The organism is Pseudoduganella aquatica (assembly GCF_009857595.1).
In the GTDB taxonomy this organism is placed as follows: Bacteria; Pseudomonadota; Gammaproteobacteria; order Burkholderiales; family Burkholderiaceae_D; genus Rugamonas; species Rugamonas aquatica_A.
The window spans coordinates 52667-76583 of the sequence record NZ_WWCU01000006.1 but is presented as its reverse complement, the minus strand read 5'-3'; the positions used below and the strand labels follow the sequence as shown (position 1 = coordinate 76583).

At 65.6% G+C, this 23917-nt stretch carries 20 protein-coding genes; 14 read left to right on the top strand and 6 right to left on the bottom strand.

Features of this window, described 5'->3' with window-relative positions:
• Positions 1–8 precede the first annotated feature (8 nt).
• From GTP77_RS07835 to GTP77_RS07810, 6 genes are all read left to right on the top strand, one after another.
• The gene (locus GTP77_RS07835; protein WP_229202118.1) at positions 9–1244 is read left to right on the top strand and encodes a COX15/CtaA family protein; all 1236 of its coding nucleotides are present in this window, start codon (positions 9–11) and stop codon (positions 1242–1244) included.
• Complete coding sequence (cyoE, locus tag GTP77_RS07830) at positions 1241–2134, top strand: heme o synthase (RefSeq protein WP_161071615.1); 894 nt, start codon at positions 1241–1243, stop codon at positions 2132–2134. Before GTP77_RS07835 ends, cyoE begins: the two co-directional genes overlap by 4 nt.
• A gap of 2 nt (positions 2135–2136) precedes the next feature.
• A complete protein-coding gene (locus GTP77_RS07825) occupies positions 2137–2724 on the top strand; it encodes an SCO family protein (protein WP_161071614.1) in 588 nt (195 codons plus the stop codon).
• 34 nt (positions 2725–2758) lie between these two features.
• Positions 2759–3796, top strand: coding sequence for an AI-2E family transporter (locus GTP77_RS07820; protein ID WP_161071613.1), 1038 nt, complete (start codon positions 2759–2761; stop codon positions 3794–3796).
• 78 nt (positions 3797–3874) lie between these two features.
• Positions 3875–4435: a heme NO-binding domain-containing protein gene (locus tag GTP77_RS07815; RefSeq protein ID WP_161071612.1), complete on the top strand. Its 561-nt coding sequence runs from the start codon at positions 3875–3877 to the stop codon at positions 4433–4435.
• Positions 4435–6696 (top strand): EAL domain-containing protein, encoded by a 2262-nt coding sequence (locus GTP77_RS07810; RefSeq protein WP_161071611.1) that lies wholly within the window; start codon positions 4435–4437, stop codon positions 6694–6696. Before GTP77_RS07815 ends, GTP77_RS07810 begins: the two co-directional genes overlap by 1 nt.
• A 10-nt stretch (positions 6697–6706) precedes the next feature.
• On the opposite strand, the gene GTP77_RS07805 is transcribed toward GTP77_RS07810, so the two are convergent.
• Both GTP77_RS07805 and nhaR read right to left on the bottom strand, forming a co-directional pair.
• Entirely contained in the window at positions 6707–8050 is a 1344-nt protein-coding gene (locus tag GTP77_RS07805) for a hemolysin family protein (protein ID WP_161071610.1), read from the bottom strand.
• Between the two features lie 115 nt (positions 8051–8165).
• The gene (gene nhaR / locus GTP77_RS07800; RefSeq protein ID WP_161071609.1) at positions 8166–9077 is read right to left on the bottom strand and encodes a transcriptional activator NhaR; all 912 of its coding nucleotides are present in this window, start codon (positions 9075–9077) and stop codon (positions 8166–8168) included.
• A 101-nt stretch (positions 9078–9178) separates the two neighbouring features.
• Here nhaR and GTP77_RS07795 point away from each other — a divergent pair, with 101 nt between their 5' ends.
• The 8 genes from GTP77_RS07795 to GTP77_RS07760 all read left to right on the top strand — a co-directional run bounded on the left by GTP77_RS07795 (position 9179) and on the right by GTP77_RS07760 (position 16646).
• On the top strand, positions 9179–10225 hold the full coding sequence (locus tag GTP77_RS07795; RefSeq protein WP_161071608.1) for a DUF475 domain-containing protein: 1047 nt from the start codon (positions 9179–9181) through the stop codon (positions 10223–10225).
• Between the two features lie 89 nt (positions 10226–10314).
• On the top strand, positions 10315–10890 hold the full coding sequence (locus GTP77_RS07790) for a TerD family protein (protein WP_161071607.1): 576 nt from the start codon (positions 10315–10317) through the stop codon (positions 10888–10890).
• A gap of 2 nt (positions 10891–10892) precedes the next feature.
• Complete coding sequence (locus GTP77_RS07785) at positions 10893–11588, top strand: TIGR00266 family protein (protein ID WP_056398695.1); 696 nt, start codon at positions 10893–10895, stop codon at positions 11586–11588.
• A 15-nt stretch (positions 11589–11603) separates the two neighbouring features.
• Entirely contained in the window at positions 11604–12185 is a 582-nt protein-coding gene (locus GTP77_RS07780; protein ID WP_161071606.1) for a TerD family protein, read from the top strand.
• Between the two features lie 235 nt (positions 12186–12420).
• On the top strand, positions 12421–13164 hold the full coding sequence (locus GTP77_RS07775) for a FadR/GntR family transcriptional regulator (RefSeq protein WP_161071605.1): 744 nt from the start codon (positions 12421–12423) through the stop codon (positions 13162–13164).
• A gap of 117 nt (positions 13165–13281) precedes the next feature.
• Positions 13282–14193: a 5-dehydro-4-deoxyglucarate dehydratase gene (kdgD, locus tag GTP77_RS07770; protein WP_161071604.1), complete on the top strand. Its 912-nt coding sequence runs from the start codon at positions 13282–13284 to the stop codon at positions 14191–14193.
• A 15-nt stretch (positions 14194–14208) separates the two neighbouring features.
• Entirely contained in the window at positions 14209–15783 is a 1575-nt protein-coding gene (locus GTP77_RS07765) for an aldehyde dehydrogenase (NADP(+)) (protein ID WP_161071603.1), read from the top strand.
• Positions 15771–16646 (top strand): SMP-30/gluconolactonase/LRE family protein, encoded by an 876-nt coding sequence (locus tag GTP77_RS07760; RefSeq protein ID WP_161071602.1) that lies wholly within the window; start codon positions 15771–15773, stop codon positions 16644–16646. The genes GTP77_RS07765 and GTP77_RS07760 overlap by 13 nt, the downstream gene beginning before the upstream one ends.
• A 218-nt stretch (positions 16647–16864) precedes the next feature.
• On the opposite strand, the gene GTP77_RS07755 is transcribed toward GTP77_RS07760, so the two are convergent.
• Genes GTP77_RS07755 through GTP77_RS07740 form a run of 4 tightly spaced genes read right to left on the bottom strand, consistent with a single transcriptional unit; the run spans position 16865 to position 23865 of the window.
• Entirely contained in the window at positions 16865–18724 is a 1860-nt protein-coding gene (locus GTP77_RS07755; RefSeq protein WP_161071601.1) for a glycoside hydrolase family 28 protein, read from the bottom strand.
• Positions 18725–18743: 19 nt separating this feature from the next.
• Positions 18744–20276 carry a pectinesterase family protein gene (locus GTP77_RS07750; protein WP_161071600.1) on the bottom strand — a complete coding sequence of 511 codons (1533 nt, stop codon included), beginning with the start codon at positions 20274–20276 and terminating at the stop codon, positions 18744–18746.
• On the bottom strand, positions 20273–21145 hold the full coding sequence (locus GTP77_RS07745; RefSeq protein ID WP_161071599.1) for a rhamnogalacturonan acetylesterase: 873 nt from the start codon (positions 21143–21145) through the stop codon (positions 20273–20275). The genes GTP77_RS07750 and GTP77_RS07745 overlap by 4 nt, the downstream gene beginning before the upstream one ends.
• 29 nt (positions 21146–21174) lie before the next feature.
• On the bottom strand, positions 21175–23865 hold the full coding sequence (locus GTP77_RS07740) for a TonB-dependent receptor (RefSeq protein ID WP_161071598.1): 2691 nt from the start codon (positions 23863–23865) through the stop codon (positions 21175–21177).
• Positions 23866–23917: the final 52 nt, after the last annotated feature.

Here is a 23917-nt window from a genome sequence, read left to right as displayed (position 1 = left end):
GGGACCTTATGCATCACACCACGCTGGCCCAGATGGCCGTCACAGGACTGCTGGTGGCGCTGCTGCCGCTGTCCATGGTCTGGGTGTCGTCGGACGAGAACAAATACCGCAAGCTGGTCTGGATCAGCGTGTTCCTGACCTTCGACCTGATCGTGTTCGGCGCCTTCACGCGCCTGACCGACTCGGGTCTGGGCTGCCCGGACTGGCCGGGCTGCTACGGCCTGGCCAATCCCTTCCTGGCGCATGCCGACATCGCCGCCGCCGAGGCCTTGCAGCCCAGCGGCCCGGTCACGCTGTTCAAGGCCTGGGTGGAGATGATCCACCGCTACCTGGCCATGGGCATCGGCGTGCTGATCGTGGCCATGATGGCGGTGGCGCTGATCCAGTCGCGCAAGGCGGGCAAGCTGGCTGCGCAGGCCGGCGCCGATATCGCCGCCGCCGTCGCCGCAGCCGGCATGCGCCGCGCCTACGCGCCGGCCTTGCCGGTGGTGCTGTTCTTCTTTGTCTGCCTGCAGGGCGCGTTCGGCGCGTGGACCGTCACGCTCAAGCTGCAGCCGGTGATCGTCACCATCCACCTGCTGCTGGGCATGGGGCTGTTGTCCATGCTGGTGTGGTTCGGCTGCCGCCAGGACACGGTGCACCAGTCGCTGCTGCCCGCCGCCGAACAGCAGCAGCGGCGCCAGCGCCGCTACCTGGCGTCGGCCCCGCTGCCGGTGCTGCGCACCCTACGCTGGCTGGCGCTGGCCTCCGGCCTGGCGCTGCTGATCCAGCTGGCGCTGGGCGGGTGGGTGAGCACTAACTACGCCACGCTGGCCTGCACCGAATTCCCGCTGTGCGCGGGCAAGGTGGTGCCCGAGATGGACTTCGAGCACGGCTTCCACCTGTGGCGCGAACTGGGCAAGACGGCCGCCGGCCACTACATGCCTTTCTCCGCGCTGACCGCCATCCACTGGGTGCACCGCAACTTCGCCTTCGTGGTCGTGCTGCTGGCCGGCTACACGGCCTGGCGCGCGTGGAATATGGCCGGAATGGCAAGGCTGGCGCGCGGCATCGCCGCCGTGCTGGCGCTGCAGACGGCCAGCGGCCTGGCCACCATTTATTTCAGCTTCCCCCTGGCGATCGCCGTGCTGCATAACGCCGGAGCGGCGCTGCTGGTGCTTTTGCTGACCATGTTAAACTATCGGGCTAAGCACCAACACGACACGGCCCAGCAAGGCGCTGCGCCAGCCAGACACCACCAATGACGACCCAGACCGCCCTACATAAACAGACCAACCGCATTGCCCAGTACTGGGCGCTGACCAAGCCGCGCGTAACGCAGCTGGCGGTGTTCTGCGCCGTCATCGGCATGTTCCTCGCCACCGACGAGCTGCCCAGCTGGCGCGTGGTGGTGGCCGCCACCTTCGGCATCTGGCTGCTGGCCGGCGCCGCCTTCGCCGTCAACTGCCTGGCCGAGCGCGAGATCGACGCGCGCATGGCGCGCACCGCGCGCCGGCCCATGGCGCAGGGCGAGATCACGGTGGCGCAGACCGCCGTGTTCTCCACCGTGATCGGTGGCCTGGGCATGTGGATACTGTACGCGCTGGTCAACCCGCTGACCATGTGGCTGACCTTCGTCACCTTCGTTGGCTACGCCGTCATCTACACCATGATCTTGAAGCCGGCCACGCCGCAGAACATCGTCATCGGCGGCCTGTCCGGCGCCATGCCGCCCGCGCTGGGCTGGGCCGCCGTGGCCAACGACGTGCCGATGCAGGCGTGGCTGCTGGTCATGATCATCTTCATCTGGACCCCGCCGCACTTCTGGGCGCTGGCCATGTACCGCCGCGACGACTACGCCAAGTCCGGCCTGCCCATGCTGCCCGTCACGCACGGCATGACCTTCACCGGCTTCCACGTCTGGCTGTACTCCATCGCCCTGGCCGCCACCACCTTGCTGCCCTTCGCAGTCAAGATGAGCGGCCTGATTTACCTGGTCAGCGCGGTGGCGTTGAACGTGGTGTTCCTGTGGCATAGCTGGCGCGTGCACCGCCATTACACTGACCTGGTGGCGCGCAAGGCGTTCACCTGGTCCATCATCTATCTGTCCCTGCTGTTCGCCGCGCTGCTGGTGGACCATTACGTGAAGATTTGAGCATGAAAAAAATCCTGGCAGTACTGTGCATGGCGCTCGCATTGGGCGCCTGCCAGAAGCAGGCCCCCGGTTCCGGCCTGGCCTTCAAGAACACCGACCTGACCGGCCTGAGCTACGCCCAGGGCTTCTCGCTGAACGACCACACCGGCAAGCCGGTCACGCTGGAGAGCTACAAGGGCAAGGCGGTGGTGATCTTCTTCGGCTACACCCAATGCCCGGACGTGTGCCCGACCACCATGGCCGAGATGGCCGGCGTCATGAAGGAACTCGGTCCGCTGGCCGACCAGGTGCAGGTGCTGTTCATCACCCTGGACCCGGCGCGCGACACCAAGGAGCTGCTGGCCCAGTACGCGCCCACTTTTGATCCGCGCTTCATTGGCCTGTACGGCACGCCCGAGCAGACCGCGCAGGTGGCCAAGGAGTTCAAGGTCATCTACAACAAGGTGGAAGGCAAAACGCCGGACAGCTACACCATCGACCACACGGCGGGCAGCTATGTATTCGACAAGAACGGCAAGATCCGCCTGTTCCTGCGCCATGGCCAAGGCCCCGCGCCCATTGCGCACGACCTGAAACTGCTGCTTTCCTGATAAGCTAGCCCCCGATACAACATTTGGGGGCACGATGGAAAAACGTTTTCAACCTTACACCCGCCTGGCTGCGATCATCTTCCTGGTGATCGGCTGCCTGGCGGTGCTGCGTCCCTTCCTGGCTGCGATCCTGTTCGCCGCCGCCATCGCCATCTCCAGCTGGCCCCTGTACCAGATGCTGCTGACGCGCTGCCGCCAGCGCCATACGCTGTCGGCCGCCGTCATGACGCTGACGCTGATACTCATCATTATCCTCCCGCTGGCCGTGGTCACCTGGAACATCGCCGACAGTGCGCGTGAAGTATATGAACACCTGCGCGTGGCGATAGACGAAGGCACCGTAACGCCGCCGTCCTGGCTGCGCGACATCCCCATGGTGGGCGAGGCGGCGGACGCCTATGTGCGCAAGATTATCGGCAGCCGCGAGGAGCTGGTGGCGCTGGCCAAGCGCTATATGGAGCCGGCGCGCCACTTCCTGCTGGGCAGCGGCGTGGTGCTGGGCAGCGGCGTGGCGCAGGTGAGCCTGGCCGCCTTCGTTTGCTTCTTCCTGTACCGCGACGGCGCCGCCATCCTGGGCGCGCTGCGCGTGGGCATGGACAAGATCATGGGCGAGCACGCGCCCGAGGTAGCGGACACCGTCAGCCGCACCGTGCGCGGCGTGATGTACGGCCTGCTCGGCACCGCGCTGGCGCAGGCGGCGGTGGCCTGCATCGGCTTCCTGATCGCCGGCGTGCCTGCGGTGGCGCTGTTGTCGGTGGCCACCTTCCTGTTTTCGCTGGTGCCGGTCGGCCCGCCGCTGATCTGGGGCGGCGCCGTGGTCTGGCTGTTCAACCAGGGCAGCACCGGCTGGGCCGTGTTCATGCTGGTGTGGGGCGTATTCGTCATCAGCGGCGTGGACAACGTGGTCAAGCCCATGATCATCAGCCGCGGCTCCAGCCTGCCGTTCCTGCTGGTGCTGCTGGGCGTGATGGGCGGCGTGCTGGCCTTCGGCTTCGTGGGCCTGTTCATCGGTCCGACGCTGCTGGCGGTGGCGCTGGGGCTGCTGCGCAACTGGACCGGCAAGGCGCTCTGAGGCGCGGCTGGATCCGCAGTCCGACAGACTGTTAAATCACGTTTTATACTGGCGCTGTTTTGGAGACAGGGAGGCGGTATGAAAGGCGTGGTATTCACTGAATTCATGGAGCTGGTCGAGGCCCGCATGGGGCTCGATATGCTGGACCGCATCATCATCGAAGCCAATCTGCCCAACGACGGCGCCTACACCTCGGTCGGCACCTACGACCACGCGGAGCTGGTGCGGCTGGTGGTGGCGCTGTCCAATGCCAGCGGCCTGGCCATTCCGGCGCTGATCCACCTGTTCGGCCAGCACCTGTTCCAGCGCTTCTCGGTCGGCTACCCGGCGCTGTTCGCCGACGCCAGCAACACCTACGACTTCCTGAGCCGCATCGACGACGTGATCCACGTCGAAGTGCGCAAGCTCTATCCGGACGCCGAGCTGCCCAAGCTGCCCTGCGAGCGTCCGGCGCCGGGCGAACTGGTGCTCATGTACAGCTCCCCGCGCGGCTTTGCCGACCTGGCGGCGGGCCTGATCGACGGCTGCATTGCCCACTTCAAGGAAACCATCAGCGTCACCCGCACCGATCTGCCGATGGAGGGCAATCTGCACCGCACCCTCTTCCACCTGGTGTCCGCGCCGGCCGCAGGGGCGTGATGCAGCCGCCGGACGCACCCGTCAGCACGGTCGCCTCGCGCAGCCTGCTGCGCGAACGCGCCGCGCGCAAGGAGGCGGAATCGCTGCTGGAGCAGAAAAGCCGCGAGCTGTACGACATCAACCAGAACCTGCGCCAGCTCAATAGCCATATCGAAGAAAGCGAAGCGCGCTACCGCTCGCTGGTGGAGCTGATACCGGACGCCATCTGGATCCACACCGGCGGCAAGATCGTCTTCCTGAACCCGGCCGCGCAGCGCCTGTTCGGCGCCGCCTCGGCCGGCAGCCTGCTCGGCACGGACGCCGACGCGCGCGTGCCCGCCGAGTTCCATGCGCAGCTGGCAGAAGGCACGTATAACGACATCTCGCTGGCCCAGCAGCAGCCGCGCAGCGCCTTGCAGCTGCTGAGGCTGGATGGCGCGCTGGTGGACGTGGAGTACTTCGGCTGCCGCCTGTGGTTCAACAACGCCGACTCGGTGATGAGCGTGGCGCACGACGTGACCGAACGCCGCCAGCAGGAGAAGGCCATCGAGCACCAGGCCACACACGACCAGCTGACCGGCCTGCCCAACCGCGCGCTGTTCCTGGACCGCCTGGCGCACGCCATCCGCCGCGCAGAGCGGCGCAAGGAGCGCCTGGCCGTGGTGTTCCTGGACCTGGACAAGTTCAAGCAGGTCAACGACACGCTGGGCCACGCCGTGGGCGACGAGCTGCTGCGCGTGGTGGCCTCCACCTTGCGCCACAGCGTGCGCGACTTCGACACCGTGGCCCGCCTGGGCGGCGACGAGTTCGTGCTGCTGCTCGACAGTCCGCTGGGCGAGACCACGCCGGGCATGATCGCCGAGCGTATCGGCGAGCACCTGGCGCGGCCGGTGCTGCTGGCCGGGCAGGAACACGTCATCACCGGCAGCATGGGCCTGAGCCTGTACCCGAACGACGGCGACCAGGCCGAGAACCTGCTGCGCCAGGCCGACATCGCCATGTACCGCGCCAAGCAGGCCGGCCGCAACGGCTTCCAGTTCTTCACCCAGGAAATGCAGCAGCGCCTGGACGCGCGCGTGACGCTGGAGCAGGGCCTGATGCGCGCCCTGCAGCGCGACGAATTCGTGCTGCACTACCAGCCGCAGGTGGACCTGGCCAGCGGCAAGGTGATCGGCCTGGAAGCGCTGCTGCGCTGGCAGTCGCCCGAGCTGGGCCTGGTGCCGCCGATGCAGTTCATTCCGGTGGCAGAGGAAAGCAATCTGATCACAGCCATCGGCGGCTGGGTGCTGGACAAGGCCTGCGCCACGCTGCGCGCCTGGCTGGACGCCGGCGTGCCGGTGGTGCCGGTGGCGGTGAACGTGGCCGCCAGCCAGTTCGCGCACCAGAACATGGAAACCATGCTGCGCGAGGTGCTGGCGCGCTACAGCCTGGAGCCGGGCCTGATCGAATTCGAGCTGACCGAGAGCCTGTCCATGGTGGATCCGGAAGCGTCGATCGCGCTGATGCACCGCCTGAAGGCGATCGGCATCACCATGTCCATCGACGACTTCGGCACCGGCTATTCCAACCTGAGTTATCTGAAGCGCTTCCCGGTCGACAAGCTGAAGATAGACCAGTCCTTCACGCGCGGCATGGCCAGCGATCCGGAGGACCGCTCCATCGTGACGGCGGTGATACGGCTGGCGCACAGCCTGGGCTTGCGCGCCATCGCCGAGGGCGTGGAGACGGAGGGCCAGATGCAGCTGCTGGCGCGCCACGGCTGCGACGAAATCCAGGGCTATTATTTCAGCCGTCCGCTGGCCGAGCCGGGCATCGTGGCCATGCTGCGCAGCGGCGCCATGCTGGAGGTGCCGCTGACCGGGCAGCGCAAGCCGGAGCTGCGCCGCACGGTGCTGCTGGTGGACCATGAGCCGCGCACGCAGGCGCATTTCCGCCGCCTGCTCGACAGCACGCCCTACGAGCTGCTGTCGGCGCTGAAAATGGAGGATGCCTACGAGGTGCTGGCCAGCCGCGAGGTGGGGGTGGTGCTGTCGGGACGGGGGCCGGAAGGGCGCAGCGGGGTGGACTTCTTCGAGCGCATCAAGCGCCTGTATCCGGCGGCGGTGCGGGTGCTGCTGACGCGCGAGGCGGAGGGCGGCGACAGCGCCGCCGGACTGGCGGACGCCATCAATCTGGGCGCGGTCTACAAATTCATCGCCGCGCCGGACGACGACGCCCACGTGCTCGAGACCCTGGCCAGCGCCTTCGAGCAGTACGAGCGCCAGGCCGGGGCGGCTTCCTAGAACCGTGTGATCAGTCCTGGTCGTCGGACTCGCTGTGGCGGGCCTGGCGCGGGATCACCTTCACCAGCAGGATGCGCGGGCCGTTCATCTTCTTGACGACGATGTCGAAGCCGTTGAACTCCACGCGCTGGCCCTGTTTCGGAATGTCGCCCAGTTTCAGCATCACCATGCCGCCCACGGACTCGATGTCCTCCAGGCCCATCTCCTCGTTCTCGATGTCCAGGCCCAGTGCGCGCTCCAGCGACACGATGGGCAGGCTGGCCTTGCCGACCAGGGCGCCGTCCGGCTGCTTGAGCCAGTCGTTCTCGTTGAGGCGGAACTCGTCGTGGATCTCGCCCACCATGGCGCCCAGCAGATTGTCCAGCGTGAGGAAGCCCACCGGGCGCTTGCCTTTTTCGCCGATCAGCGCGAAGTGCGGCGCACCGTCCTTGAAGCGGCGGAACAGCTCCAGCGCAGGGGTGCGCGCCGAGTAGGTCTCGACCGGGCGCAGGAAGGGGGCCATCGACGTGATCTGCTTGCCGGACTGCTCGGCGAAGAACAGGTCTTTCAGGTGCACCATACCGAGCACGGTCTCGCCGTCCTCGTCGTAATACGGGTAGCGGCTGAAGCGGTTGCGCACCACGGTTTGCAGATTGTCGTCCATGGACTTGGCCGCGTGCAGCGCGATCACTTCGTGGATGGGACGCATCAGGTCCGACACCGACAGCTGGCTGAAGTCCAGCGAGTGGGCCAGGATGTTGCGCTCGTCCTTGTTGAATTTTTCGCCGGGCTGGCTGGTGCGCAGGATCAGCTTCAGTTCATCGGTGGAATAGTGCGAGTCGCCGTGGCCGCCGGAACCGGCCAGGCCGGCCAGGCGCAGCACCATATTGGCGCTGGCGTTGAGCACCCAGATGGCCGGGTACATGGCCCAGTAGAAGGCGTACAGCGGAATGGCGCTCCACAGTCCCACCGCTTCTGGCAGGCGGATGGCCAGCGATTTCGGCGCCAGTTCGCCCACCACGATGTGCAGGAAGGAGATGGTGACGAAGGCGAAGACAAAGGAAATGCCGTGGATCAGCTGCGGGGAGGTGACGCCGAAGGCGCCGAACACAGGTTCCAGCAGCGAGGCGAAAGCCGGTTCGCCGACCCAGCCCAGGCCCAGCGATGCGAGGGTGATACCCAGCTGGCAGGCCGACAAATACGCATCGAGTTCACCGTGGACCTTGGCCAGGATGCGGCCGCGCAGGCCCTGCGTTTTGGCGATGGCGCGCACGCGGGTGCGGCGCAAAGTGACGATGCCGAATTCGGCGGCAACAAAGAATCCGTTCAGCGCGACCAGGAAAAGCGCCAACAGAACCAGCAATAGATTAGCCATATAAATCGCTTGCGCGACCGTAGTTGAAACCTACATCTTATCCGACCCGGGCGATCCGGGCGCAAAATTGCCCGGCGCCGGGGTGGCTGGGAGGTGGGATGGCGCGGCCGGACGGTCAGATATCGCTGCTGAACGCGCCCGTGTGCAGCGCCTCCAGGATGGCCTCCACCGCCGGGTGCTTGATCTTGCGTTCGTTGGAAATGGCGTAGAACTGCTCCTTCAGTTCGGGCGCGTCGCCCACGTGCACGGCGCCGAACTGCTCCTGGATATCGTGCGCCAGCACCGAGGGCGCGAAGAACAGGCCCATGCCGTTGCGGCCGAAAGTGTTGAGCATGGCGTTGTCCTCGAATTCCCCCACCACGTCCGGCCGCGCGCCGTGCTGCACGAACCAGGCGTCGATGCGGCCGCGCAGCGCGTTGTTGCGGGTGGGGAGCAGCAGCGGCGCGCCGTTCAGGCTGTGCGGGAAGCCTCGCCGGTACTTGACCGCCAGCTTGCGCGCGCCGAACAGCTGCATGCCGCTTTCCAGCAGCAGGTGGCTGAACACGCGCAGGCTGGGCGTGGCGCGCACGGCGCGGTCGGTCAGCACCACGTCCAGCTTGTTCAGCGCCAGATCGGCCAGCAGGGAATCGAATTCGTTCTCCATGCAGATCAGCTTGACCTTGCGGCTCAGGTGCTGGGTGGTCTCCAGCAGGCGGTAAGCCACCAGCTTGGGCAGCGAGTCCGAGATGCCCACCGCCAGCCGCACGCGGCCCGCGTCCACGTCCGTCAGCGCCTGCTGCAGCTGGTCTTCCAGCTGGAAGATCTGGTCCGCATAGTCGAGCGCCACGCGGCCGGCCTCGGTGGGCACCAGGCGCCGGCCCTGCTGCGTGAGCAAGGCCGTGCCGAGCTGCTGGTCGAGCTGCGCCAGCTGGGTGCTGACGGTCTGCACCGCCAGGCCGAGGCGCTCGGCGGCGCGCGTGACGCTGCCTTCCTTGGCCACGTTCCAGAAGAAAAATAGATGCCGGAAGTTAATGCCTGCGGTTTTCATGGTTCTGCTTTTCCGAAGTAATCCTTCGATTATCTTCTATTTTTTAATGCAAGGGAATTCTCTACACTCCATGACATTCATCAATAAGAAAGGAAATACAGATGAAACACTTCAGAGTGTCATTCATAGTCTCCTTCATCTGCCTGGCAATCGCCGGCTGGTGGGGCTACACCCATACGGGCTGGGGCGGCGCGCTCACGGCACTGGGCATCGCCACCATCCTGGCGGTGATGGAAGTATCGCTGTCCTTCGACAACGCGGTGGTGAACGCCTCCGTGCTGAAGACCTGGGACGCGTTCTGGAAAAAGCTGTTCCTGGGCGTGGGCATCATCATCGCCGTGTTCGGCATGCGCTTGCTGTTCCCGCTGGTGATCGTGGCGGTGGCCGCCGACATCAGCATGGCCGAGGTGTGGACGCTGGCGCTGAACGACCCGAAAGCGTATTCCACCCACCTGACCAACCACCATGCTGAAGTGGCGGCATTCGGCGGCGCCTTCCTGCTGCTGGTGTTCCTGAACTTCCTGCTGGACAAGGACAAGGAAACCCACTGGCTGGGCAACGTGGAGAAGAAACTGGGCTCGCTGGGCAAGATGTCCTCGGTGTCCGTCATGGTGACCATAGGCGCGCTGCTGGCATGCCTGGGCATGGTGGAGGAAGGCCAGAAGCTGATCGTGCTGATCGCCGGCCTGTGGGGCGTGCTGATCTACGTGGCGGTTGACGGCTTGAGCAGCCTGCTCGAATCGGAAGAAGAGGGCAGCAATGTGGGCGACATGGTCAAGCGCGGCGGTATCGGCGGCTTCCTGTACCTGGAAGTGCTGGATGCATCGTTCAGCTTCGACGGCGTGATCGGCGCGTTCGCCATCACCAACGACGTGGTCATCATCATGCTGGGCCTGGCCATCGGCGCGATGTTCGTGCGCTCCATGACCATCTTCCTGGTCGAGAAGGGCACGCTGGACGAGTTCGTCTACCTGGAGCACGGCGCGCACTACGCCATCGGCATCCTGGCGGTGATCATGCTGGCGAGTATCAAGTTCCACATTCCCGAGATCTTCACGGGTCTGATCGGTGTGGCTTTCATCGGCGCCTCCATCTGGTCGTCGGTACGCCACCGCAAACAGCAGGAAGCGCTCGGCGTCACCGCCTGAGCGATGTAAAGAAAACGCGGCGCGCCCATAGAACACCGGCCCGCCGCGCATGCAGCAAGGTGTTCAACTACTTTTAGGAGTCACAAATCATGGCAATCAGTCTGCAAAAAGGCGGTAACGTTAATCTGAGCAAAGAAGCTCCGGGCCTGTCCAAGATGATCGTAGGCTTGGGCTGGGATATCCGCAACACGGACGGCGCGGCGTTCGACATCGACAGCTCCGCCTTCCTGCTGAAGGTCGACGGCAAGGTGCGCGCCGACAATGACTTCATCTTCTACAACAACCTGAAGTCGAGCGACGGCTCGGTGGCCCACTCGGGCGACAACCGCACCGGCGCGGGCGACGGCGACGACGAAACCGTCACTGTCGACCTGTCGAAAGTGCCGGCCGAAGTGGACCGCATCGCCGTCTGCGTCACCATCCACGAAGCCGACGCCCGCCGCCAGAACTTCGGCCAGGTGCAGAAGGCCTTCGTGCGCTGCGTGAACGCGGCCGGCAACACCGAGATCGCCCGCTTCGACCTGTCCGAAGACGGCTCCACCGAGACCTCGCTGGTGTTCGGCGAGATCTACCGCAACGGCGGCGATTGGAAGTTCCGCGCCGTAGGCCAGGGCTACAAAGGCGGCCTGGGCGCGCTGGCTTCGTCCTTCGGCGTCGCGGTGTAAGCATGCCGGTCTTCACCGTTACAGGGGATGTCGATCCCTTCCTGCACGTCTCGCTGCGGCAGGGCGAAAAGATCTACTGCGAGTCCGGCGCCATGGTGATGATGGAATCGGCGCTGGAGCTGAAGGGCAAGATCACAGGCGGTATCGGCAGCGCCATCATGCGCACCTTTGCCAACGGTGAATCGTTCTTCCAGCAGCACATCGAAGCGGTGCGCGGCAACGGCGATTGCCTGCTGTCGCCAACGCTGCCCGGCGCGATGCAGGTGGTGGACGTCGGTCCGCGCCAGTACATGATCAGCGACGGCGCCTTCGTGGCGGCCACCTCCGGCGTGGAGCTGAAGGTGCGCACGCAAAGCCTGGGCAATGCGCTGTTTGCGCAGAGCGGCGGCTTCTTCATCACGGAGACGCAGGGCAGCGGCCAGCTGGCGGTATCGGGCTTCGGTTCGATCTCGCAGCTGGAAGTGGAGCCGGGCAAGGACGTGACGATCGATAACTCGCACGTGGTGTGCTGGGACAGTTCGCTGCGCTACGAGATGTCGGTGGCGACCTCGCAAAGCGGCGGTTTCCTGAGCAATCTGGTGAACAGCCAGACCAGCGGCGAGGGCATGGTCCTGCGCTTCTCGGGCCAGGGCAAGATTTTGGTGTGTTCGCGCAGCCGCCAGGGCTTCCTGGGCTGGGTGCGCGGTACCGGACAATAAAACTAGGAGTTAGCTATGTCAGTCAATTTGGAAAAAGGCCAGAAGATCTCTCTGGACAAGGAAGCCGGCAGCGCGTTGTCGCGCGTGGTGATGGGCCTGGGCTGGGACGCTGTCAAGAGCAAGGGCTTCTTCGGCTTCGGCGGCGGCAGCGCGGAAGTGGACCTGGACGCCTCGTGCATCCTGTTCGACACCGACAACCGCCCGCTGGACGTGGTCTGGTTCCGCCAGCTGAAGAGCAAGGACGGCAGCATCTCGCACAGCGGCGACAACCGCACCGGCGCCGGCGACGGCGACGACGAGCAGGTCAACGTCTCGCTGGGCAGCGTGCCGGCCAATGTGAAAAGCATCGTCTTCACGGTGAACAGCTTCACCGGCCAGAACTTCTCGCAAGTGCAGAACGCCTACTGCCGCCTGCTCAACGCGGCCGACGGCAAGGAAGTGGCGCGCTTCAACTTGTCGGTGCAGGGCAGCCACTCGGCGCAGATCATGGCCAAGCTGTACCGCCACAACGGCGAATGGAAGATGCACGCCATCGGCGAAAACGGCACCGGCCGCACCTTCGACGACCTGATGCCGCAGATCGCGCAGCACCTGTAAGAGCAAGTGTAGTACCGGGCGCCCCGAGGGCCGGTCCGAAGGGCGCCCACCCCGACCTTTTGCTTCCCGGTGCGTGTTCCCCATGTCACGCGCCTTTTCGCGGCAGCCTGTTCCAGGCTGCCGTTTTTTTATTACCGGATGGAATGAATGCAGGCGCAGGCGGCGTCGCAAGGAGGGACGGGAAGGGTTGTCATACAACTGCTATAATCAAAGTTCTATTTGACACCTGCCAGCCATGAACGACATCGCCGCCGCCAACGCCCTCCAGCCGCCGAAGAAGCGCCACCGCAATCTTGCGCAGGGCGTGGTGGAGAGCATTACGGCCAGCATCACCGGCGGCCAGCTCAAGCCGGGCGACAAGCTGCCCACCGAATCGGTCATCATGGAGATGCACGGCGTGAGCCGCACCGTGGTGCGCGAGGCGATTTCCCATCTGCAGGCGGCAGGCCTGGTGCAGACCAAGCACGGCATCGGCACCTTCGTGCTGGAGCCGCCGTCGGCGCCGCTGCGCATCTCGGCCGACACGGTGCGCACCATCGGCGACGTGCTGGCCATCCTGGAGCTGCGCATCAGCCTGGAAACCGAAGCGGCCTGCCTGGCCGCCAGCCGCCGCAGCCCGGCGCAGCTGGCCGCCATGGGCGAGGCGCTGCAGCGCATCCTCGACGTCGGCTCGGTCGAGGCCGACGTGCAGTTCCACCTGCTGATCGCGCAGGCCACCGGCAACCGCTATTTCGTCGACATCCTGACCGACCTGGGCACCCACATCATTCCCCGCGCGCGCGTCAATTCGGCGCAGCTGGCGCATGACGACCCGGCCCATTACCTGGAAGGCGTGAACCGCGAGCACGAGAATATTTTCCGCGCCATCGAGCGCCAGGATCCGGATGCGGCGGGCGCCGCCATGCGCACGCATTTGAGCAACAGCCGCGAGCGCCTGCGCCGCGCCCAGCAGGAAGTGACGCCTGCCAATGTTTCCTAAACAATAAGAGACCAAAAAGCCACGCAAAAGGCTTGCCCCGTTTTGATTATAGTTGTACGATGTCATACAACAAGACGGCGCCTTGCCGCTTTTTAGTCCCCAACTGGAGAAGAAGACATGCATCCTAATGACCTTAAAACCATCCTCTCGTCCGGCCTGCTGTCCTTCCCGGTCACCGACTTTGACGCGCAGGGCAACTTCCGCGCCGACACCTACGCCAAGCGCCTGGAATGGCTGGCCCCTTACGGCGCCAGCGCGCTGTTCGCCGCCGGCGGCACCGGCGAATTCTTCTCGCTGACCAACGGCGAATACACCGACGTCATCAAGACTGCGGTCGACACCTGCAAAGGCAAAGTGCCTATCCTGGCCGGCGCCGGCGGTTCCACCCGCGCCGCCATCGGTTTCGCGCAGGAAGCCGAGCGCCTGGGCGCGCAAGGCGTGCTGCTGCTGCCGCACTACCTGACCGAAGCCAGCCAGGACGGCCTGATCCGCCACGTGGAAGAAGTGTGCGCTTCGGTGGACTTCGGCGTTGTGGTCTACAATCGCAACGTGTGCCGCCTGACCGCCGACTCGCTGGAGATCCTGGCTGACCGCTGCCCTAACCTGATCGGTTTCAAGGACGGCCTGGGCGATATCGAACTGATGGTGCAAATCTGGCGCCGCATGGGCGACCGCTTCAGCTACCTGGGCGGCCTGCCGACCGCGGAAGTGTACGCCGCCGCCTACAAGGCGCTGGGTACGCCGGTGTACTCGTCGGCCGTGTTCAACTTCATGCCGAAACTGGCCATGGACTTCTACCACGCTGTCGCCAACGACGACCACGCTGCGCAGAACAAGATGCTGGACGAATTCTTCCTGCCATACCTGGAGATCCGCAACCGCAAGGCCGGCTACTCCGTCAGTATCGTCAAAGCGGGCGCCAAACTGGCCGGCTACGACGCAGGCCCGGTACGCGCTCCGCTGACCGACCTGACCGAAGAAGAAGTCGCCATGCTGGAAAAACTGATGCGCGCACAGGGCGCGCAATAATCCTAAGGAGTAGTGATGCAAGTATCCGGTGAAATGATTATCGGCCGTAACGTAGTCCGCGGCCAGGAAGGCACGATCAAGGCGATCGATCCTTCGCGCAACGAGCAAATCGAACCGGCCTTCGGGCTGGGTGGCGAAGCGCAGCTGCAGCAAGCCTGCGCGCTGGCCGAACAGGCGTTCGACCGTTATCGTGAAACCGGATTGGAGCAACGCGCCCGCTTCCTGGAAACCATCGCCGACCGCATCATGGACCTCGGTCCAGCGCTGATCGAGCGCGCGATGCAGGAAACGGGTCTGCCGCAAGCCCGCCTGGAAGGCGAGCGTGGCCGCACCTGCAACCAGCTGCGCCTGTTCGCCAAGGTCGTCCGCGACGGCCGCTTCCTGTCCGCCACGCTGGACTCGAAGCTGCCGGACCGCACCCCGCCGCGCTCGGACATCCGTCTGCGCAAGATCGGCCTGGGCCCTGTCGCCGTGTTCGGCGCCAGCAACTTCCCGCTGGCCTTCTCGGTGGCCGGCGGCGACACCGCGTCCGCACTGGCGGCCGGCTGCCCAGTCGTCGTCAAGGCGCACTCGGCACACCTGGGCACCTCCGAACTGGTGGCCCGCGCTGTGCAGAAAGCCGCAATTGAATGCGACATGCCGGAAGGCGTGTTCTCGATGCTGATCGGCTCCGGCGTCACGGTCGGCCAGAACCTGGTTGCGCACCCGGCCATCAAGGCCGTGGGCTTCACCGGTTCCCGCGCCGGCGGCACCGCGCTGATGCGCACCGCCGCAGCGCGCCACGAGCCGATTCCCGTGTATGCTGAAATGAGCAGCATCAACCCGGTGTTCCTGCTGCAAGGCGCACTGGAAAACAGCAAGCTGCCGCAAGCCTTCGTCGATTCGCTGACGCTGGGCGCCGGCCAGTTCTGCACCAACCCAGGCCTGCTGATCGGCGTGGACGGCCCGCTGCTGCAAACCTTCACCGAAGGCGTCGCCGCCGCGCTGGCCGCCAAGGCCCAGCAGACCATGCTGACCCCGGGCATCCACCAGGCCTACTCGTCGGGCGTGGCCAAGCTGGCCGCGATCCCAGGCGTGAAGCTGGTCGGCCAGGGCCAGACCGGCGCCCTGCCATGCGGCGCGCAAGCCGCGCTGTACGAAGTGGCCGCCGAAACCTTCCTGTCGAATCCGGACCTGGAAGGCGAAATCTTCGGACCGGCATCGCTGCTGATCCGCTGCCGCAATGAAGACGAAGTGGTGCGCGTGGCCGAACACCTGGAAGGCCAGCTGACCGCCGCCGTGCACGCCACCGCAGCCGACCTGGCCTTCGCCAAGCGCCTGCTGCCTACGCTGGAGCGCAAGGCCGGCCGCGTGCTGTTCAACGGCTTCGGCACCGGCGTGGAAGTCTCGCACGCCATGGTGCACGGCGGCCCGTTCCCGTCCACCTCGGACAGCCGCAGCACCTCGGTTGGCGCCTCCGCCATCGACCGCTTCCTGCGTCCGGTGAGCTACCAGGACGTGCCGGCGGAACTGCTGGCCGCCGCGCTGGCCGACGGCAACCCGCTGGCCATCCCGCGCGTGGAAGACGGCGACCTGGTATGGAACGCGTAAGCGATATTTCATGCAAGGTCGGTGAAAGCCCGGTCTGGGACGCGCACAGCGCGGCCTGGTACTGGGTGGACATTGTGTCGAAGCGGGTCTGGCGCCTGGACGGGCGCAGTGGCGCGGCGCGCTACTGGAGCACGTCCGAAATGGTGGCTTGCGTGGCCCCCAAGGCCAGCGGCGGGCTGATCGCAGGCATGGAAACAGGCTTGTTCAGCCTGGAGCTGGGCGAGGGCGAGTCGGCCGGGGAAACCCGGCTCGCGCGTCCCGCCTCGCTGGGTGAGGGCATGCGCTTCAACGACGGCCGCACCGACCGCCAGGGGCGTTTCTGGAGCGGCACCATGTTCATGGACATGTCGGCCGCGCGCGCCATCGGCGAGCTGTATAGCTACAGCGCGGAGCAGGGCTTGTCGGCGCCTGTGGTGTCGGGCCTGGTCACGCAGAACGGCCTGGCCTGGTCGCCGGACGGACGCACGATGTATTTGTCCGACTCCCACCCGAGCAGCCGCCTGGTCTGGGCTTTCGACTACGACACCGCCACGGGCGAGCCGTCGAACCGGCGCGTGTTTGCCGACCTGAACCAGCACGTAGGCCGTCCCGACGGCGCAGCGGTGGACGCCGAAGGCGGCTACTGGACCTGCGCCAACGACGCCGGCTGCCTGCTGCGTTTCACGCCGGACGGCAAGTTCGACCGCCGTGTCGACGTCCCGTTCGCCAAGCCCTCCATGTGCGCCTTTGGCGGCGCCGACATGGAGACGCTGCTGGTCACCTCCATCCCCTCCGGCAAGCCGGAAGACGCGGAGTGGGGCGGCGCGGTGATACTGCTGCGGCCCGGCGTCAAGGGCGTCGTCGAGACCCCGTTCCAAGACTAAGCAAAAAGCGTCGATCGGCGCTTTTTTTTCGCCCCAAGCAAACTGAGCCGCATCCCACCAACCCCGGGGTCAGACCCCGAATTCGGTGGAATGCGGCTCAGCTCGTTTGTAGGAAAACGGGAGGATTTAGCAGACTGAGCCGCATTTTTTCCTTCGTTGGGGTCTGACCCCGAAGTAGAAGAAATGCGGCTCAGGCTGCTTGTAGGAGAAGCGGAGGGTTAGGCGGAGAGTTCCGAGTTGTGGACGGTGCCGCCTATGGTGACGTTTTTCAGCTTGAGGCCTTTGACGTTGTAGAGGAACCAGGGCGATTCGGTGCTGGCCGGGGTGCCGAAGTCGCTGTCGCTGATGGTGACGTTGGTCACCGGCACCACCGTCGGCATCGGCGCGCTGCCGTTGTAGTCGGAGGCGACCGGCCCCAGTATTACCACGGCCTGGTAGCACGAGGCCTGCTTGCCGCCCTTGGCCGCGACGTTGCCCACCTTGACGTTCGAGATGTGGATGTTGTCCACCACCGGTGGACGGGTGCGTACCGTGTCGGCAATGGGCGCGTAGTCGCAGTCGAAGGTCACCACCGCGCCCGCCGCCGTGGCCACCGTGCGCGACTGGATCGGCGATCCCGGCAGCGAGGCGTAGAACGAGGGGCTGGTCTGCACGCCGTTCGGAATGCTGATGTTGCGCACGTAGAAGTTGCGCAGGTAGCCGCCGCGGTTCAGATTGGTCTTCAGCCGGATCGCCGTGTTGAGCGGGTTGGTCTTCCAGTGCACGTTCTCGAACACCAGGTTCTGCGCGTAGACGTTCTGGATGCCGCCCGCCATCTCGCTGCCCAGCGTGACCGCGCCGTGCCCGCTGTGCATGATGCAGTCCTGGATCACGATGTTCTGCGAGGGGCCGAATTGCGTGTCCTGGTTCTTGCCGGCCTTGATGGCGATGCAGTCGTCGCCGGCGTCGAAGGTGCAGCCTTCAATCAGCACGTGGTCGCACGCTTCCGGGTCGAAGCCGTCGCTGTTCGGGCCGTGGCTGACGGCGTGCACTTTGCGGATGACGATGTTGCGGCAGTGGACCGGGTGGTGCTGCCAGAACGGCGTGTGCTGCACCTGGTAGCCCTGCAGCAGCACATTGGTGCAGCTGACGATGTGCACCATGGACGGACGCAGGTAGTGGCCCAGGCCGAACACGCGCCGCGCCAGCGGCACGCCCGCTTCGGACAGCGCCGGCAGGTACTGCTCGTCGGCGCGCCACTTGCCGCCCGCGCCCTGGATCTGCAGCCGTTCTTCTTCCGTCAGATTGGGCGCCACTTCGGCCAGCGAGGCCGGGTTGGCGGGGTTTTCGATATTGCCGGCCAGTTTGCCCGGGCCGAAGTTGGGCACCGAGTTTTCCGCCACCGAGTTCATGGTGCGGGTCTTGCCTTTCCAGGTCCACCAGCAGTCGCCGTTGCTGTTGAAGGGCACGCCGCCCTGGCCGTCGATGATGCTGGTCCAGTCTTCGCCGGTGAGGGCGATGTTGTCCTGGCCGTAGGCGTAGATCGGCGACGAGAAGTTCAGGCAGTCGTTGCTCTGCCAGCGCGTGATCGACAGCTTGCCGTTCTTGCCGCAGTCGAAATCGCCGTATTTGGCGTAGTCGGCCGGCTGGTTGCTGAAGTAGATGTGGGCGCCGGCTTTCAGGTGCACGTTCACGTTCGACAGCAGCACGATGGGGCCGGCGCAGTACCAGTTCCCGGCCGGGATGACCACGCGCCCGCCGCCGGCCTTGCTGCAGGCGGCGATGGCGGCGGCGAAGGCGGCGTAGCAGTCTTTCGAGCCGGGCGCGGGGGTGTTCAGCTCGTCCTGTTCCTCGAACGATTTCCAGGCTTTGACCTTGACCAGCTTGCAGGTGGCGGCGCCGTATTTGGTGACGTCGAAGTCCTGCTTGCGGAACACCGGCGGCTTGGACAGGCGCTTGACGATTTCCGCCGCGCGCTCCCACGGGTCCACCGCCGTGGCGGCGCCGGCCAGTGCGGGCAGGCCGCCGGCCAGCGCGGCGCTGGTGGCGGAGGCGGCTTTCATCAGGCTGCGTCGCTGTTGGTTGATTTGCTTGCTCATGCGGTCTCCGTTGCTGTGCTTATTGCTCATAGGTGTTGTTGTATTCGGCCAGGTAGCTGTCCGCCGGTGCGGGCTGCGTGGTGTAGCCGAGGTCCTTTGCCGGGTCGAAGCCGGCCGCTTTCAGATTGGCCCAGTAGTCGTCCGAGTTGAACTGCGCGGGGCGGTAGGACAGCGTGCCGCTGCGGTTCCAGTCGGACCACGGCGTGTTGCGGTTGATGTGGGCGCCGATGCGGGAATTGAGCACCGCCATTTTGCCCACCGTTTCCAGCACCGTGGGCGTGATGGTGCCGGCCGGGGACTGGAACTGGCTGGTTTGCCCCATCACGCAGGAGTAGCCGGCCAGGGGGATCTTGCCGTAGGGCGTGCAGCGCGAGTTGTGGAACCATTGGCGCGCCAGATAGAACTTGCCCGCCAGCGCGAACGGCGAGCCGTCGTGCGTGAAGCGGCAGTGGTCGAACACCAGGCCGTAGCGGGTTTTGTGGTTGGTGTTGGGCGCGCCCACGTAGGAGGTGCTGCGGTCGCCCAGGGATTTGATTTCGGTCTGATGGAAGTAGGCCGTGCTGTCGCCGAAGATGAAGTCGACGTCGCCTTCGATATAGGATTTGTTGAAGAAGCTGCGCACGGTCACGCGCGTGTCGGCGGCGCGCAGGAACAGCGTGTCCTGGAAGCCGATCAGGCGGATGTTCTCGAACTGCACTTTGTCCGCGCCTTCCACCTGCAGCGCCACGGCCTGGTGGTGCACCACGTTTTTCTGCGGGTTGATGTCGGTCTTGCCGCAGGGGCGTTCGCCGCATTCTTCGCGGGCGTTGCCGGTGTCCTTGTTGTAGCCGTTTTCTATGGTCAGGTTGCGGGCCTGGAAGCCGTTGTTCTGCACCCACACGGTCATGGAGCCGAAGGTGCCGACATTGCCGTTGCCTGCTGCGGCGCGCTCTTTCACGATGGCGTGCATGGCTTGCACGGACGGCGCCGCGGTGGCGAATTGGGCGCCGTATTGGGCGGTGTAGCTGGCGCCTGTGGTGGCGGCGTCCAGCTTGGCGGTGATTTTCGTGGCGGCGGCGTCCGCGCCGTCCCCGTACAGCGTGATCGGGGCGGCGCCGGCGGGCACGTAGACCAGTTCCTTGTACACGCCGGGCTTGATCAGGATGTAGACGCGTTCGGCCTTGCCTGCGCCGGCGGCGCGGCTGACGGCCGCTTGCACGGTGCTGAAGGTCTTGACGCCGTCGGCCTTGGCGCCGGCGTCCACGATGTAGGTGGGCGTGAAGGCGGCGCCTTTGGCCAGCGGGTCGGCCAGCGGGTCCCACGGGTCGATGCGTTCATTGCCGGACGGGCCGGCGTATTTCAGTACTTCGCTATAGCTGTACTGCGCTGCCTGCGCGGCGCTCAGCTGCGGGCGCGCGGTGCCGGTGCTGGCCGTGGCGCGCGCGGCGGTGCTGCTGTCTGCGGCCGCAGGCGTGGCTGGCTGGGCCTGGCTCTGACCGACACTCGGCTGGGCGAACAGCACGGCCAGCGGAGTGGCGATAAGCGCGGCCAGGCGCGCTGCGCGGGCCGTCATTGCTGGCCCTCGGCGCGGAATTGGCCGGCTACGGCGGGAATCACGGCTTTCATCTCGGCTTCGACCATGCGGGCGAAATAGGCTGCGCCCTTGGCGCCGACGTGGGTGCGGTCGAAGGCGGTTTTGGCGGCGCCTTGCGGCTCGGTCGCCGCCGCTGTGCTTGCGCCGCTTGCCGTTGCTGGCACGGAGCCCGGCAGCACGGCCGGCGCCAGGTAGTCGGCTGGACGCGGCACCACGGCAAGCGTGTCGGCTTCGTCCTGGCCCATGGCTTGCACGGCGGCGTGGCTTTTCGCGTTCAGCTCCAGCAGCGGCGCGCCTTCCTGCGCCGCTACCTTGCGGATGGCGTCGGCCCACGGCAGCAGGTTGTTTTCCAGTGCGCCGTTCTTGAAGGTGCGGCGCGTGAGCGGCGTCACCAGCACGGGCACGCCGCCCAGTGCTTTCACTTCCCGCGCGTAGCGCGCCATATTGGCGGGGAATTCGGTGGCCAGATCGGTCGAGCGTCCGGGCTTGCCCGGCTGGTCGTTGTGGCCGAACTGTATCAATACATAGGTGGCGCGATAGGCGGCCGAGCCGCGCAGCAGGCCTTGCACTTCGTCCCAGCGGCCTTCGGCGCGGAAGCTGCCGGAACTGCGGCCGCCCTTGGCCAGGTTGATGCAGGTGTCGCTGCGGCTGATGCGGGCGCACAGCGCGTCGCCGTAGCCGCTGTTGCTGGCCATGGTGGAGTCGCCCACCAGGATGAAGCGTACAGGCTTGTTCTCGGCCGCCATCGCAGCTGGCGCCGCCGCCACGAGGGCGGCGGTGCTCAGCGCCAGGGCCGCAGCGGCCCTGGCAAAGTGGCGACGGGAACCAGTGTTGAAGTTACTGGTCATCGTCTGCTCCTGTTTTCTGACGTGGACGGTCAGAAGTTGTAAGTACCGCGAAGATTGAACGAACGGCCGATAGGGCTGGCCGCGCTGCTCAGATAACCGTTGGCGTAGCCGCTGTGATTCGTCACCGGTGGGTTGGTGTCGAACAGGTTGGTGATGCCGGCGGTGATCTGGATGTTCTTGAAGCCTTTGTACGACGTGGTCAGGTTCCACACTTTATACGACTCGATGTCGCGCCAGTACTGCTGCGCCACCAGATTCTGGTCTTCGTAGCTCGAGTTGTAGTTCTGCGTCATCTGCGCCGACCAGTCGCCCTTGGCCCAGCCCAGTTTCAGCGTGTGCTTCCAGCGGTAGGTAATGATGGGCAGGCTGCTGGTGGTGCCGTTGCTGGCCAGGCCGAAGCGGCCCACGTTGGACACGAACTCGCTGTCCTTCTCCAGCTGGTTGTCGAACTGGGTCAGGTAGGTGCCGTCCAGCTGCACCTTGAAGTTGCCGTAGTCGCTGCGCGGGAAGTCGTAGCTGGCCGAGACGTCGATGCCGCCTGCCTTCTGGCCGCCCAGGTTCATCGTCACGTTCTTGATGTAGTTGATGGTGCGGTCGGGATTGCGCACGATCAGCGACTGGTACTTGGCCGGGTCGGTGAAGTAGACCTGTTCCGGCAGGTTGGCCAGCATGTCCTTCATGCGGATGTTCCAGTAGTCGAACGACAGCGTGAGCGACTTGATGGGTTCCACCACCACGCCCAGCGTGTAGCCGCGCGATTTTTCCGGACGCAGGTCGGCGTTCGAGCCTACTTGCTTGGGCAGCGCCACGTTGCACACTTCCGAGGCCACGAAGCCCGGCAGCGCGGTGCCGGTGCCGGCCACGCCTGGTTTGCCGCCTGGGCACAGCAGCGGGTCGTCCCACTTGGCGGAGGTCTTGCCGGTGGCGCCGGGCAGGCGGTAGCCGTAGGCGTCGAACAGGGTCGGCGCGCGGAAGCCGGTGTTGGCCGAGCCGCGGAACATGATCTGTTTCGACGGTTCGTAGCGGAAGCTGGCCTTGGGGTTGATGGTGTTGCCGAAGTCGCTGAAATAGTCGTCGCGCACGGCCAGGTTCAGGTTCAGCTGCTTGGTCAGCGGCACGTCCAGTTCGGCGAACGCCGCGTACACATTGCGCGCGCCTTCGCCGTGCGACGAGGTCGAGTTCAGGTAGGTGACCGAATTCTGCACCGCCAGCTTGTCGTCGCGCGTGGTGTCGCGGTGGATGTCGGCGCCGAGCGCCAGGGCCATCGAGCCGCCCGCCAGTTCCATCAGGCTGCGGCTGGCGTTGACGTCGACACCGGTGAAGGTGGAGCGCGAGTCGCGGTTTTTCTGGCCGTCCACCGAGATCGATTTCAGGTAGTCGCGGCCGGCCTGGTCCTGCAGGCCGAAGGGATTCAGCGCGCCCGATTTCAGGCCGTCCAGCAGGCCCTGGCCGGTGAAGAAGCCGTTGTCGTAGTAGTTCTCGCGGTCGCTCACGCCGATCACCAGGCCGGTGCGCACGTCCCACTCGCCGAAGCGGTTTTCGTCTGCCACAGCGATACGCTGGTTGACCTGCTTGTCCTTCTGCACGGCCACGCCGTAGTCGGCCACGGCCCAGGTCACGGTCAGCGGCTCGCCTTTCAGGCCGGCCACCGCAGGCACGCCGCCGCTGGCGCCCGGATACCATTTGCTGGTGGACGGCAGGGTGGCGTTGACGCCGTTGACGGCCACCGCGTTGGTCGGGTTGCGTGCCGCCAGGATGAATTCCTGGCCGCGCATGTAGTCGATGCTCAGCGTGTGGTCTTCGTTGAAGCGCTTGGTGCCGCGCGCGTAGAAGGTGAGCTGTTCGTTCTCGTGCAGCGCGGTGCCGTATTCCTGGTTGTTCAGGATGCAGGTGTTCTTGCCGCCGATGATGGAGTAGGGCGCCACGCAGCCGGATGCGAAGTAGGGGTTCTGCGCGGTCTTGTTGGTGGCGGTGGTGAAGTTGGCCGGCATGGCGTTGCCGCCGCTGCCCAGCGTGGGCGCGCGGCCGATGCTGGTCAGCAGTTCGGTCGAGCTCAGCTCGGCGCGGTCCTTCTGCGCCAGGCGGCTGCGGCGGTGCATGTCCACGCTGGCGTACACGTTCCAGCCGTCCTTGGCCAGGCTGCCCTTGCCCACGGTCAGGGTCAGGCGCTGTTCGTCGCCGCCGCCGCTTTTCTCAGGCTGGATGTATTGCGCGGTGGCGGAGGCGCCTTCGAAGTCGCGCTTGGTGATGAAGTTGACCACGCCGCCAATGGCGTCCGAGCCGTAGATGGAGGAGGCGCCGTCGCGCAGGATCTCCACGCGCGACAGGGCGCTCATGGGGATCACGTCCAGGTTGGCGTAGCCGTCGGCGATCGCTTCGTTGGCCAGGCGGCGGCCGTTCAGCAGCACCAGGGTGCGGTTCACGCCCAGGCCGCGCAGGTTGATGTTGGTGCCCGAGCCTGCGTTGGACGGCGCCAGCGAGGCCGATTGCGGCAGCGCCATCATCACGTCGGCCAGCGTGGTCATGCCGCGCTCTGCGAATTCTTCCGCCTTGATGGTCGATACCGGCAGGGCCGCTTCGGTGGCCAGGCGTTTGATGCTGGAACCGGTGACTTCCACGCGTTGCATTTCCTGTGCGGTGGCGCTGTTCATCAGCGTCAGCACCGCCAGGGTGATGGACGAAAGCAGCAAGCGCGGCTGCACTTTGTCGTATGTGTTCATGAAGCTTGTCTCCTGATGATTCAATTGAGTGTTCGGCGCGCATGGCTGCGTG

What these genes read in the sequence shown, in the direction of transcription:
- GTP77_RS07835 (WP_229202118.1), top strand. Translation starts at nt 9, where the DNA reads ATGCATCACACCACGCTGGCCCAGATGGCCGTCACAGGACTGCTGGTG.
- GTP77_RS07810 (WP_161071611.1), top strand. Translation starts at nt 4,435, where the DNA reads ATGCAGCCGCCGGACGCACCCGTCAGCACGGTCGCCTCGCGCAGCCTG.
- nhaR (WP_161071609.1), bottom strand. Translation starts at nt 9,077, where the DNA reads ATGAAAACCGCAGGCATTAACTTCCGGCATCTATTTTTCTTCTGGAAC.
- GTP77_RS07780 (WP_161071606.1), top strand. Translation starts at nt 11,604, where the DNA reads ATGTCAGTCAATTTGGAAAAAGGCCAGAAGATCTCTCTGGACAAGGAA.
- GTP77_RS07820 (WP_161071613.1), top strand. Translation starts at nt 2,759, where the DNA reads ATGGAAAAACGTTTTCAACCTTACACCCGCCTGGCTGCGATCATCTTC.
- GTP77_RS07775 (WP_161071605.1), top strand. Translation starts at nt 12,421, where the DNA reads ATGAACGACATCGCCGCCGCCAACGCCCTCCAGCCGCCGAAGAAGCGC.
- GTP77_RS07765 (WP_161071603.1), top strand. Translation starts at nt 14,209, where the DNA reads ATGCAAGTATCCGGTGAAATGATTATCGGCCGTAACGTAGTCCGCGGC.
- GTP77_RS07815 (WP_161071612.1), top strand. Translation starts at nt 3,875, where the DNA reads ATGAAAGGCGTGGTATTCACTGAATTCATGGAGCTGGTCGAGGCCCGC.
- GTP77_RS07750 (WP_161071600.1), bottom strand. Translation starts at nt 20,276, where the DNA reads ATGACGGCCCGCGCAGCGCGCCTGGCCGCGCTTATCGCCACTCCGCTG.
- GTP77_RS07790 (WP_161071607.1), top strand. Translation starts at nt 10,315, where the DNA reads ATGGCAATCAGTCTGCAAAAAGGCGGTAACGTTAATCTGAGCAAAGAA.
- GTP77_RS07805 (WP_161071610.1), bottom strand. Translation starts at nt 8,050, where the DNA reads ATGGCTAATCTATTGCTGGTTCTGTTGGCGCTTTTCCTGGTCGCGCTG.
- GTP77_RS07825 (WP_161071614.1), top strand. Translation starts at nt 2,137, where the DNA reads ATGAAAAAAATCCTGGCAGTACTGTGCATGGCGCTCGCATTGGGCGCC.
- GTP77_RS07785 (WP_056398695.1), top strand. Translation starts at nt 10,893, where the DNA reads ATGCCGGTCTTCACCGTTACAGGGGATGTCGATCCCTTCCTGCACGTC.
- GTP77_RS07795 (WP_161071608.1), top strand. Translation starts at nt 9,179, where the DNA reads ATGAAACACTTCAGAGTGTCATTCATAGTCTCCTTCATCTGCCTGGCA.
- GTP77_RS07755 (WP_161071601.1), bottom strand. Translation starts at nt 18,724, where the DNA reads ATGAGCAAGCAAATCAACCAACAGCGACGCAGCCTGATGAAAGCCGCC.
- GTP77_RS07760 (WP_161071602.1), top strand. Translation starts at nt 15,771, where the DNA reads ATGGAACGCGTAAGCGATATTTCATGCAAGGTCGGTGAAAGCCCGGTC.
- kdgD (WP_161071604.1), top strand. Translation starts at nt 13,282, where the DNA reads ATGCATCCTAATGACCTTAAAACCATCCTCTCGTCCGGCCTGCTGTCC.
- GTP77_RS07740 (WP_161071598.1), bottom strand. Translation starts at nt 23,865, where the DNA reads ATGAACACATACGACAAAGTGCAGCCGCGCTTGCTGCTTTCGTCCATC.
- GTP77_RS07745 (WP_161071599.1), bottom strand. Translation starts at nt 21,145, where the DNA reads ATGACCAGTAACTTCAACACTGGTTCCCGTCGCCACTTTGCCAGGGCC.
- cyoE (WP_161071615.1), top strand. Translation starts at nt 1,241, where the DNA reads ATGACGACCCAGACCGCCCTACATAAACAGACCAACCGCATTGCCCAG.